Origin of the sequence: Crocinitomix catalasitica ATCC 23190, from assembly GCF_000621625.1 — a bacterium.
Lineage (GTDB): Bacteria > Bacteroidota > Bacteroidia > Flavobacteriales_D > Crocinitomicaceae > Crocinitomix > Crocinitomix catalasitica.
On record NZ_JHXV01000019.1, the window covers coordinates 78,957 to 91,665 of the forward strand.

The 12,709-nt window shown below is 34.8% G+C and carries 11 protein-coding genes; 4 read left to right on the forward strand and 7 right to left on the reverse strand.

Features of this window, described 5'->3' with window-relative positions; genetic code table 11:
• Positions 1 to 60 precede the first annotated feature (60 nt).
• Positions 61 to 309, forward strand: coding sequence for a hypothetical protein (locus tag T367_RS0112050; protein WP_157454215.1), 249 nt, complete (start codon positions 61 to 63; stop codon positions 307 to 309).
• 176 nt (positions 310 to 485) lie between these two features.
• On the opposite strand, the gene T367_RS0112055 is transcribed toward T367_RS0112050, so the two are convergent.
• From T367_RS0112055 to T367_RS0112080, 6 genes are all read right to left on the reverse strand, one after another.
• Positions 486 to 2,360, reverse strand: coding sequence for a T9SS type A sorting domain-containing protein (locus T367_RS0112055; protein WP_027420076.1), 1,875 nt, complete (start codon positions 2,358 to 2,360; stop codon positions 486 to 488).
• Positions 2,361 to 2,550: 190 nt separating this feature from the next.
• The gene (locus T367_RS0112060) at positions 2,551 to 4,413 is read right to left on the reverse strand and encodes a T9SS type A sorting domain-containing protein (RefSeq protein ID WP_027420077.1); all 1,863 of its coding nucleotides are present in this window, start codon (positions 4,411 to 4,413) and stop codon (positions 2,551 to 2,553) included.
• Positions 4,414 to 4,509: 96 nt separating this feature from the next.
• A complete protein-coding gene (locus tag T367_RS0112065) occupies positions 4,510 to 6,390 on the reverse strand; it encodes a T9SS type A sorting domain-containing protein (protein ID WP_027420078.1) in 1,881 nt (626 codons plus the stop codon).
• Positions 6,391 to 6,484: 94 nt separating this feature from the next.
• On the reverse strand, positions 6,485 to 7,285 hold the full coding sequence (locus tag T367_RS0112070; protein WP_027420079.1) for an amidohydrolase: 801 nt from the start codon (positions 7,283 to 7,285) through the stop codon (positions 6,485 to 6,487).
• The gene (locus T367_RS0112075) at positions 7,273 to 8,412 is read right to left on the reverse strand and encodes a methionine aminotransferase (protein WP_027420080.1); all 1,140 of its coding nucleotides are present in this window, start codon (positions 8,410 to 8,412) and stop codon (positions 7,273 to 7,275) included. Before T367_RS0112075 ends, T367_RS0112070 begins: the two co-directional genes overlap by 13 nt.
• A gap of 28 nt (positions 8,413 to 8,440) precedes the next feature.
• Entirely contained in the window at positions 8,441 to 10,000 is a 1,560-nt protein-coding gene (locus tag T367_RS0112080; protein WP_027420081.1) for a helicase HerA-like domain-containing protein, read from the reverse strand.
• Positions 10,001 to 10,132: 132 nt separating this feature from the next.
• Between T367_RS0112080 and T367_RS0112085 the strand changes: the two genes are divergently transcribed.
• Genes T367_RS0112085 through T367_RS0112095 form a run of 3 tightly spaced genes read left to right on the forward strand, consistent with a single transcriptional unit; the run spans position 10,133 to position 12,108 of the window.
• Positions 10,133 to 11,347, forward strand: a complete 1,215-nt coding sequence (locus tag T367_RS0112085) for an aminotransferase class V-fold PLP-dependent enzyme (protein WP_027420082.1) — start codon at positions 10,133 to 10,135, stop codon at positions 11,345 to 11,347.
• Positions 11,348 to 11,767, forward strand: coding sequence for a SufE family protein (locus T367_RS0112090; RefSeq protein ID WP_027420083.1), 420 nt, complete (start codon positions 11,348 to 11,350; stop codon positions 11,765 to 11,767).
• Complete coding sequence (locus tag T367_RS0112095) at positions 11,764 to 12,108, forward strand: SUF system Fe-S cluster assembly protein (RefSeq protein WP_245593044.1); 345 nt, start codon at positions 11,764 to 11,766, stop codon at positions 12,106 to 12,108. The genes T367_RS0112090 and T367_RS0112095 overlap by 4 nt, the downstream gene beginning before the upstream one ends.
• A 433-nt stretch (positions 12,109 to 12,541) precedes the next feature.
• Here the strand turns inward: T367_RS0112095 and T367_RS25610 are convergent, their stop codons facing one another.
• Complete coding sequence (locus T367_RS25610) at positions 12,542 to 12,685, reverse strand: T9SS type A sorting domain-containing protein (RefSeq protein WP_394331576.1); 144 nt, start codon at positions 12,683 to 12,685, stop codon at positions 12,542 to 12,544.
• Positions 12,686 to 12,709: the final 24 nt, after the last annotated feature.

Consider the following 12,709-nt stretch of genomic DNA (forward strand, 5'->3'; position numbering starts at 1 on the left):
ACTGATGTTTCGTAGATAAAACCGACTTATATTTGCTATAACTCAAAGATTTTGAAAGACATGATGACAACAGAATCCACAATAATATCCATTAACGATATTCGAGATAAATATTTTGATGGCATAGAATTAAATGATGAAGAGTCTACTGCTTTGACGAATTACGATCGATTCAGATTAGGCCGATTAAACGAAGTTGTATCTCACCCTGTTTACAAGGAAGAGTTTATTAAAATTCGTGCCTTAGCAAACATGGTTGATTTTAAACAATTTTTAGATATAGAACAAATTCATACAATCTCTTTATAGTTAGATTTAATAAGAATAAATATGCCTGACAGATTCATTTCTGTTGGGCATTTTATTTTTCATTCAAAATGGAAATCTTTTGGCAAAAATAAACCCTTTTAACAAATTGCTAAAAGGGTTTATTAAATAGGCATCTGAGACTAGAGTTATCAATCTATTTCAGATAAAAAGTACGTTTATTTAGTAACTACCATTCGTTTAGTTACTTTCTCATTCCCTATTGTAAACGAGTAAAAATAAACTCCTTCAGCTAGTTCATCGGCATTAATATTCACCGAATAAACTCCACTTGTTTGAATTCCTTTATTAATCGTTTGAATTAATTTACCAGTTACATCAACGATCTCTATAGATACAGCTGCTGAATTATTCAATGAATATTTAATTTTGGTTGAATTATTAAATGGATTTGGCATATTTTGGCCAACATTAAAAGCAGATATATTCTCTTCAACACCGACATCACCTGGATCAACAGGCTCATCCTCTTCTTCTTCAAAATCCAATTGTATCATAATCGCCCCAGGATTTGCAAGACTATAAAGACCCGCATCAGTATATCCTAAAACTGTTCCTACATCAACATTTTGAGCCATTCTAAAACCAACATCAGGAACACCATAATGGCCAGCCAGCACTAAAACCAAAGTGCCTGCATCCACATTAATTGGATCCTCGAAAAATAATTTAACAGTTCCACCGTTTTCTTCTTCAGTAATTTCATGATCATTTGTTTGATCAATATATTCCCATACGCCGGCACCTTCATTAAATATCATTAGTTGTCCATAAATTGGGGAAGTAATATTTTCTTCAGCATCCGTTACAACGACGTCAATTGAATAGATAGTACCAGCACCATATATATCCATTACATTACCAATAGAGAAAGGATTCCCACTATTTCCAGAAATATTTGTGATTGCTCCTGTCGGTATTCCGTTATCTCTACCATAATGATATTCGGTTACTTCAAAATTTCGTTCAATTTCATTATTTGGTTCATATGTATCAGGATCATCTCCTATGAAGCTAAAGTTCACATTATAAACACCCATTTCATCTGGTGTAAAACCAACCGTCGTAGCCAATGAATCTGATTCAGTTGATGCCAATGATATATTAGAAGATGTACCCGTAAATACAATACCATCTTTATCAACAGTTGTATTTAAATGCAAACCTGTGAAAGTTGAACCTCCTTCGTTGCTTACTATTCCTGAGAAATTTATAGGTGCTACTTGCGCGAGTGGAATATTATAATACTCGAGACCGTTATCGTACGAAACACCAACACCTGTTCGCATATAAGCAGACTCAGCTTTTGCATCATATGCATGACCTTCAACAATTCTAATATTATCAACATACCAACCATAATCAATATAGTTCATTGCTGGTCCGTTAATAGCGCCAGCCCAAAATAATCTGATCATAACGTTTGACGGATCACCCGCTATAGCTGTTGTTAAATTATACCTTCTAGTTTCTGGTCGAGCAAAAGCTGCTCCACCGACATTTGTGAGTTCATCAATATCGCTATTGTTCCCAACTTGCATCCAACTTGTCCCTCCATCTGTACTCACTTCAACAGCTTGAACGGTAAAGAATCTAGCTCCGTATTGTTCAAATTCAACATGAGGTGCAGGAACATCTGAAAGATCAATCACTTCCGAATAAGTTAATGTAAAAGGATCGGCAGAAATAAAATCTCCTGTATCACCATTCTTAAACCTTGCAAAATTACCCGTAGTAGCCATGTCCATTTCCATACCTACCCACCAACTATTTGTTACATCACCGATAGACCAGCCATAAGTATCATAATCATCACTCGGTCCATCAGAAATCCACATGCCTTCGTCAGAAAAATTATCAGACCAAATCACATCATCTGCTGCCCTATCTACAGAATAAACTGTCCTCTCTCGAAGTTCGGTATAAGCTGAAGTTTGTACCTCTTGCTTTACCGAGGTTGAATAATTAGCAATTTGTGCATTGACCCCATTTGATAACAAAAAGGCGCCAATAAATAAGTAAATTTTATTCATAGCAGTATGTTTTTGTATCCAATTTACAAAACATATACAGAATTACAACACAAATACGTTGCTAATCAGTGTATAAACGTTCATATTTTACACATTCTTATACAGATCTAAATCACTTAAAACTTACTAAAACAAAAAAAGTCCCTTCCAGCAAAACCGAAAGGGACTTCAATATTTAAGTTGTTAATGACTATTTAGTCACTACCATTCTTTTTGTAATTTTTTCGTTTCCAACAGTGAAAGTATAGAAATAAACACCTTCAGCAAAGTTAGAACCATCAACTACAACAGTGTAATCACCTGGGTTTTGTACACCTTTATCAATTGATTGTACCAGTTTACCTGTTACATCAACAAATTCGATAGATACATTACCAGTCTCTAATAAAGAGTAGTTAATTCTAGTGTTTGCATTGAAAGGATTTGGAATATTTTGGCCAATATTGAATGATGCAGCTATTTCTTCTACACCCAAAGGTTCGCATGCTGTTTCATCCAATACGAGACGTACCATTATAGCGGATGGACTTTCTAAAACAAACAAACCATCGTTTGTATATCCTAGTACAGTACCTTCATTGACCGGTTGCGCCATGCCAAACGAAACGCCATAATCGCCGCCAAAATGATTTAAAAGTAATAAAATTACATCTCCTTCAATTAGACCCACTTCATCCCGCATTTCCATTCGTAGATTCCTTCCTAAGTCCACTTCTCTAATTGTATATTCTACAGTTTCTTCAACATATTCCCATTCTTCAGTTTCTACCGAATATTTCATAATATTTCCAAAAATAATATTTCCAATATTAGTTTCTAAATCAGGAATCGAAACTTCAATTTCATAAATTTCAGCATTGCCAAAAATTTCCATGACATTCCCTACAGCAACTTGTTGACCGACATTTCCACTTACATTTGTAAATGTCCGAGTTTGAATTTCATTATCCCTACCATAAATTTCTAATGTTTTTTTAAATGATGCCCTTATTGTATCATTCACATTATAACTGTCCGTTTCGTCACTTTCTAGGTACCATTTAACATTATAAGTTTCTGCTGATAATGGAGGAGTATACATCGTCGAATCAGTTAAGGAATCTGGCATAATTGGATCCAAGTTAATATTGTCTGATGAGCCACTATAGACAATACCATCTTGTTCTATTTCAGTAATTAAATGACAATTGGAAATTGAAGAATACCCTTGATTAATGATATTTGCAGATAAAGTTAAAGGTGAAACCTGACATTTAGAAATATTAAAATAATCAAGTCCGTTTTCAAAAAAACCACCAACCCCCATTCTTAAGTGGGCTGATTGAATTTCAGCATCAAATTCATAACCTTCAACAATACGAACATTATCTATATACCATCCATAATCAATATAATTATTACCGTCCATATTTTCACCTCCTGCCCAATAAAAACGAATCATAACATTTGAAGGATTATCAGCAATAGCTGAAGATAAATTAGTACGTTTATATTCTGGGCGAGGATAAAGTAAACCACTGTGTTCAGTCAGGGGATAAATATCATTATTATCCATAACTCTTGACCAAGAATCACCGTCATCTACACTTACCTCTATGGCTTGAACCGTAAAAAATTTAGCTCCGTATTGCTCTATTTCCAAATGTGGTGCAGGTACATCTGATAAATCAATCGCATCAATAAAAGTTAAAGTAAAGGGACCATCTTCTATAAAATCATCGGGATCACCATTCTGGAATCTTGCAAAATTTCCAGATGTCGCCATATCTCTTTCTATTTCATCAAACCAACTGGCGGTTGTATCTGCAATAGACCATCCATAAGTATCATAATCATCACTCGGACCTTCTGCAATCCATAATTCAGGATTAGCAAAGTCATCACACCAAATCACATCATCTGCATCTCTATCGCCTGAACGAACAGTTCTCATCCTTGAATCTGCAGGTCCAGTTCTTATTTCAGCTGCTTTACTCACAGCAGTTACCGATTGTTGGGCGGTTAAAAAAAGTGGCAAAAGTAAGGTTCCACAAAGCGTGCAAAGTAATTTCATAGCAAGTTGTTTCTAAGTAATATACAACAAATTATAAACAAAAAAAGTCCCTTCCGGTAAAACCGAAAGGGACTTTAATATTTAAGTTGTTAATGACTATTTAGTCACTACCATTCTTTTTGTAATTTTTTCGTTTCCAACAGTGAAAGTATAGAAATAAATACCTTCAGCAAAATTAGTACCATCAACAACAACATTATAATCACCAGCACTTTGTACACCTTTATTAATTGATTGTACCAGTTTTCCAGTTACATCAACAAATTCGATAGATACATTACCAGCCTCTAATAAAGAGTAGTTAATTCTAGTGTTTGCATTGAAAGGATTAGGAATATTTTGGCTGATGTTGAAAGCAGCACTAATATTCTCAACTGCTCCATCACCTGGATCTTCTTCATCATATTCTTCTTCAAAATCCAATCTTACCATAATAGCATTTGGATTTAATAAACGGAACAAACCAGCATCAGTATAACCTAATAATGTTCCTTCTTCAACTGCTTGTGCAGTACTGAATCCAACATCTGGAGCACCATAGTGACCAGCTAATACCAATACAACATCACCAGCTTCAACATCAATAGGATCTTCAAAAAACAATTTAATTGTTCCACCTAAATCATCATTAGTAATATCATAATCACTTGTTTGATCGATATACTCATAATCACCAGCATCATCATTATAAATCATGATTTGACCATAAATTGGAGCACCTTCGTTATCCGCTGCATCAGTAATATCTACATCAATAGAGTAAATTGTTGCATCAGCAAAAATATCCATAACGTTACCAATAGACAATGGATTACCAGAGTTGTCACCAACGTTACTAATAGAGCCATTTGCTATACCGTTATCTCTACCATAGTGGTATTCAGTTAATCTGAATGAGCTAGTCATTGCATCATTTGGAGAATAAGGATCAACATCATCACCTTCAAAAGACCATGAAACATTATAAGTTCCTAAACCTGCATCTGGCGTATAAGCATCTGTAGTTCCTAAAGAATCTTCAGCACCTGGAGCTAAATCAACATCTGTAGATGTTCCAGTATAAACAACACCACCTTTATCAACTTCAGCAACTAAGTGAAGACCTTCAAATGTAGACCCACCTTGGTTAATTGTTTTAGCAGCAAATGTGATATCTAAACCAGGAACTTGCGACTGAGCAATTGTATAATAATCTAAACCAAATTCGAATGAAGTACCAATACCACTTCTAATATAAGAAGCTTGGATATCAGAATCAATCGGGTGACCTTCAACAACACGAATATTATCAACATACCAACCATAAGAAATATAGTTCATTCCTGGTCCGTTCATAGCGCCGTCCCAAAATAATCTAATCATTACATCATCTTCACCACCAGCGATAGCTTCAGTAATATTATATCTTCTTAATTCTGGATGTCCAAAAATATCACCACCACCTAATACTAAAGGATCGATGTCACTGTTGTCTCCAACTTGTACCCATGATGCACCTCCATCAATACTCACTTCTACAGCTTGTACTTCAAAGAATATTGCTCCATACTGATCAAATTCAATATGTGGAGCTGGAATTCCTGATAAATCCAGAGATCCAGTATAAGTTAATGTAAACCCTCCAGCTTCAAGAAAATCATCAGTATTTCCGTTTTGAAATCTAGCAAAATTTCCATCAGTCCCCATGTCTACATCAAAACCACCATACCAGCCTTCAATTGCAGTTCCAATTGTCCAACCATAAGTGTCGAAATCGCCACCTGGTCCACCAGCTGTCCACATTCCAGCGTCAGAGAAATCATCTTCCCAAATAATGTCATCCGCTTCTCTATCATCTGCATATACCGTTCTCGTACGAGAATTAGCATCCGCACTAGTTCTAACCTCTTGCTTAACACTTGTCATGTTAACAGCCGATTGAGCCATTAAACCACCTGTTGCAAGAATTGAAAAAACCGCTAAGTAAATCTTTTTCATTTTCTATGTTTTAATTTGTAAAAGTGTAAATATACAAAATGCCCTATTGTTAAACAATAATCTGCTTGTTCTTTTATTAAAGTGTAGTTAATGTTTATTTATCATTAAAAAAAACGTCCGAATCTTGATAAGCTGGGAATTTTTCACGAATACTCAATAGCGAATCGAATTTTAGGATTACAAGCATTTTTACGTTTTTAGCATCCAACAGATCATTTTCAATATTACCCCATGGATCAACAACCATTGAGTTACCAGAATAATTAATTTCATTACCGTCTTTACCTACTCGATTTACCCCAATAACAAAAGCCTGGTTTTCCATCGCCCGCGCCTGTAATAGAGTATGCCAAACATTTGCACGTTTTGTAGGCCAGTTCGCTAAATAGATTATCGCATCATATTCATGTCCTTTTTCATCGTATAACTTTCTTGAATAAACAGGGAAGCGAAGATCATAACATACTTGAAGTAAAATTTTCCAACCATTTAATTCATACACTATACGTTCATCACCTGCTTTAAAGAATTTATTTTCATCTGCCATCCTAAAAAGATGACGCTTATTATAATATATGTCTACTCCTTTATCATCAACAATCACAAAACGATTGTAATAACCACCGTTTTCCTTTATAATGAGTGTAGCACCTATTTTTGTATTCAATTTTTTTGCCCAAAATATCAACCAGCTTATTGATTCACCAGCCATCGACTCACTTAACTGTTCAACATTCATGGTGAAACTGGTATTAAACATTTCTGGCAATAACACTAAATCAACTTGTTTACCAACTAAATCATTAAAGTAATTTTGCTCAATCCAATTAAAATTGGCTTTTTTATCTTCCCAAAACTGCTCTGTTTGAATCAATACTATTTTTAAATCTTGCATAAAATTCGAGCTGCATTTAATAATGTTTCATCCTTTTTTGCAAAACAGATCCTAATCAACCGATTATCTGTCTCATCTTCATAAAAAACAGAAATAGGTATTGTAGCAATCCCATATTTAATTGTCAGTTCTTTTGCAAAGTCAACATCTGACTTATTTGAAATATCAGCATAATCAAGTAGACAGAAATAAGTTCCTTCACAAGGGATAATTTTAAATCTTGAATTTTTAATCGCCGATAAAAACAACTCCTTTTTACCTTGAAATAAAGGAAGGTTATTCCGCCAGTCTTCTCGTTGATTTAAAAACTTCGCCACTGCAAATTGTATTGTATTGTTTGCGCAGAAAATTAAATACTGATGCACCTTTCTAAATTCGACAGTATAGTTTTCGGGTGCCACACAGTAACCCAACTTCCATCCGGTAACATGCATTGATTTGCCAAAACTATAAACAACAAAACTTCTATCCCGCAATTTTTCGTTTTCTAGAATAGATTGGTGTGGTGTATTATATTGAATATGTTCATAAACTTCATCACTCAAAATCATTAATTGCGGATACGCATCTATTAATTTTTCAAGTTCAAATAGATCTTCTGCCGTTAAAACCGAACCTGAGGGATTGTGCGGATTGTTAATGACAATCATTTTAGTTTTACTATTCAGCACAGTGTTCAATTCCTCCCAATCAATTTTAAAACTCGGGAAGGTCAAATTTAAATGAATTGGAATTCCACCATTTAAACGAATGCTCGGATCATAACAATCGTAAGCAGGGTCGAATAAAACGACTTCATCTCCTGGATTTAAAGTCGCTGCAAAAACGGTATAAATAGCTTGTGTTGCACCCGCTGTTACCGTTATTTCTGTATTGGCATCAACACGAATATTTCGTTGTTTTAATATCTTATCTGCTATGGCATCGCGCAAGTCTTGTCGACCAGGCATCGGGGCGTATTGTACTTGATTTTCATCTACACCTTCAATCAGTGCCGTTTTCAATTCAGGATGAATTATAAACTCCGGAAAACCCTGTGCTAAATTAACAGCCTCATGTTTATTTGCCAAAGCTGACATTTCCGAAAAAATAGAATTTCCAACCTTTGGTAATTTAGATTCAAACATGTGATTTATACTAAAAGTTTAACTCAATTTATCTTCTTTTCATTCCAAGAATACCAAATAAGCCTCTTGTTAATTCTTTGATTATCGTTGACCCAATATCGTCAGATTGACTCTTTCTCCTTGCCGTTGTTTTTCGTTTAGGTTTCGGTGCAGTTCTTCTCAATTCTTTCTCCTTAATTTTTCTCTCCTTTGCTTCTTGTTCTCGAATTTCTTCTCGACGCTCTTCATTCTTCGCTGCATTTATTTTTTCTCCTAATATTTCATAAGCACTGCGGCGATCAATTTCGTGATTGTATTTTGCTGTTAAAGTTGAATATTCAACTATATCATTTATTTCCTTAGGTGAAAGAATATCCATACGCGTTGCAGGACCTCGCATAAATGTTGCAGCCAACGGTGTAGGAATACCTTTTTCATTTAAACCAGTAACCAAAGCTTCTCCAATTCCTAATTGCGTTAATAATTCATCTGTTTCATAGAAATCAGTCAACGGATAATTTTCAGCTGCTTTTTTGATGGCTTTTCTATCCTTCGCAGTAAAAGCTCTTAATGCATGCTGAATTTTTAATCCCAATTGACTTAAGACAACATCTGGAACATCAGTTGGCAATTGTGTACAGAAATAAATTCCCACACCTTTTGATCTGATCAACTTAATAATCACTTCAATTTGATCCAATAAAGCATCAGTCGCCTCGTCAAAAACTAAATGTGCTTCGTCAATAAACAAACATAATTTAGGTTTATCGGTATCTCCAGCTTCAGGCAACGTTTCATATAACTCCGCCAATAAGCTTAACATAAAAGTCGAAAACAATTTAGGCTTGTTTTGAATATCTGTTAACCTTAGAATTGAAATCTGACCCAACCCTTGACTATTGGTAAACATTAAATCTTTCACATCGAACGACGTTTCACCAAAAAACCTTTCTGCACCTTGCTGCTCAAGTTCAATGATTTTACGCATAATCGTATTGACCGAAGCGGAAGAGATTTGTCCATATTCCCCAGATATTTCAGCTTTACCCTCGCCAATTATAAATTGTAATGTTTTTCTTAAATCTTTCAGGTCCAACAAAGGCAAATCATGATCATCGCAATATTTAAATAATACAGCAAGAATTCCGCCTTGTGTATCATTTAAACCTAATATTTTAGATAAAAGTGTTGGTCCAAATTCAGAGACAGTTGCTTTCATTCGAACGCCATTCTCTTCAGAAATTGAAAACAATTCGACCAATAATTGATGTGTTTGATAGGGAATTCCCATGGCCGCATGTCTTTTTTCGATATGCTCATTGGTAACACCCGGTTTAGCCAATCCACTTAAATCACCTTTAATATCCATTAAAACTGAAGGAATTCCCTTCAATGATAATTCTTCAGCCAATACTTGCAAGGTTTTTGTTTTCCCTGTTCCTGTAGCGCCTGCAATAAGACCATGCCGATTTAGCGTTTTTAAAGGAATTTTAACGTTCGCCCCTTCAATGGGTTTTCCATCAATCATTGAAGCTCCTAAAGTGATATAATCTCCTTTAAACTGCGACGCCTCATTCATTTGTTTTATAAAATCTTCCTTTTTACCCATTCAGCAATTCTTTTATCTGCAATTTAATAATTTCAAGACGATTTTGATCCTGTTCTACAAATTATTTAGAACTAGTCTAAATAATGGTTGTAATTCAAAACAATCTCACTAAATTTGCAAAAAAGCGAATACATGTTTAACGTAAATTCTATAAGAGAAGAATTCCCAATTTTAAGTAAAAAATTTGGAAAATACCCATTGGTCTATTTTGACAATGGTGCAACTTCTCAGAAGCCAAATTTTGTAATTGATCGAATTGATCAGTACTACAAAGAGGAAAACGCGAACATTCACAGAGGTGTGCACACACTCAGTCAAGTTTCAACTGAAAATTACGAAAATGCACGCCAGACAATTGCCTCTTTTTTGAATGCAAAAGAGAAACACGAAATCATTTTCACAAAAGGAACGACAGATGGAATTAATTTAGTTGCGCACAGTTTTGGTGCATTAATGTCATTAGGCGATGAGATATTAATTTCGGAAATGGAGCATCATTCCAATATTGTTCCATGGCAAATGTTGGCTGAAGCTAAAGGATTGGTGTTGCGCTATATTCCTATGACAACTTCGGGAGAATTAGATTTAAAAAATATAGACACATTACTTAATGAGAAAACGAAATTGGTTGCAATCACGCACATTTCAAATTCGTTAGGTACAATAAACCCAATAGCAGACTTAATCGAATTAGCCCATTCAAAAAATGCGAAAGTTTTAATCGATGGCGCTCAATCTTTACAACATATACAAGTTGACGTACAAGCTTTAGATTGTGATTTTTTAGTTTTTTCAGGGCACAAGATTTTCGCGCCAACTGGAACAGGAATTTTATATGGTAAGGAGGACCTTTTAAATAAGATGCCACCATACCAAGGCGGTGGCGACATGATTAAGACGGTGACAATGGAGAAAACAACCTTCAATTCATTACCACATAAATTTGAAGCAGGCACACCAAACATTTCAGGTGGTATTGGATTAGGAGCTGCAATAGAATGGCTGAGTCAATTAAACTTGAATGAAATTGAAGTTTATGAACGATCGTTGCTGCAGTATATTACAGCCGAATTAAGTAAAATTGAAGGCATTCGTTTCTTCGGGACAGCTGAAGAAAAATGTAGTACGGTTTCATTTTTAATTGGCGAATTTCACCCTTACGATATAGGAACACTATTAAATCAGCAAGGAATTGCGGTTCGAACAGGACATCATTGTACCCAACCAATTATGGATTTTTACAAAATCCCAGGTACCATCCGTGCATCCCTTAGTTTTTACAATACAAAAGAAGAAATAGATTTATTCATTCAAGCCTTAAACAAGGCTATAAAAATGTTGAGTTAAATGAACATTGCAGAGAAAGAGCAGGAGTTAATTGACAGTTTTTCAATCTATGATGATTGGATGGAGAAGTATGAATATATAATTGAATTAGGGAAAGACTTACCTTTGATTGACGCAGCTTTTAAAAAAGAAGAAAACGTCATTAAGGGATGTCAATCAACTGTATGGTTGCATGCTGAAAAGAAGGACGATAAAATTTATTTTACGGCAGATGCAGATGCAATAATTGCAAAAGGTATTATTGCTTTATTAATTGATGTGATGTCTGGTGAAACGCCGCAAACAATATTGGATTCCGATTTAAAATTCATCAAAGAAATAGGATTACAAGAGCATTTATCACCAACGCGTAGTAATGGGTTGGTTGCTATGGTCAAACAAATGAAATTATACGCACTAGCATTAAACTTAAAGAAATGATAGTATCAAAAGAAGGAAATATGGATAAATCAGCAATGAAAGCATTAGAAAATGAAATCATTGCGGCTTTAAAAGAGATTTACGACCCTGAAATTCCAGTGGATATTTTTGAGTTGGGATTAATCTACGAGGTTAAAATTAAAGAGACAGGATTTGTAGAAGTTGACATGACCTTAACTTCGCCAAACTGTCCAGTTGCTGAGAGTTTACCTGTTGATGTTAAAAACAAAATTGAAAGTGTTGAAGCAGTCACAGAAGCAAAAGTGAACATTGTATTTGATCCACCTTGGGATAAAGATATGATGAGCGAAGAAGCGATGTTAGAATTAGGCTTTTTATAAAAAAATAGCACTTCAATTTCAAGATTAATACTATTTTTTCTATTCATTAGGGCGTTTCCCCATTCCCTATAATTAGGTTTAATACGCCATTTTATGGTGCTAATAATACCTTGCAAAATAACCAACGATTCTAATTGATGGGGGCAGGCTTCCCACTCTAATCTTTTTATCGCTCACCTGAAGCTGACCGAAAAAAGGATATCCGTTGCAATCCTTTACGCTCAACAGGTCGTTCAACCACAACTCATCATCATTGAACACGATTTTAAGCAATCTTAGGCACTTATATAAATTTTATACCACATTACCGTGCGACGGACAACATTATACCAACAGGGCTAATTAATTGAGTTGATAAATTAAAAAAGGGAAGTCGAATTGAATCAACTTCCCTTTTTTAATGATTTTACCCTATTGACTAAGGTTATAATTCTTATTGTTTCACAACCTGTGCGAATCCAATTTTATCATTTGCATTTACGCGGATAATGTAAGCACCGTTTGCTAATTCTTCCATTGAAAGTTCAGCTTGATCAGTACCTTGTCCTTGTAGGATTACTTCTCCTGTGATGCTCAATACATCATAGTTAAATGTGCCTGC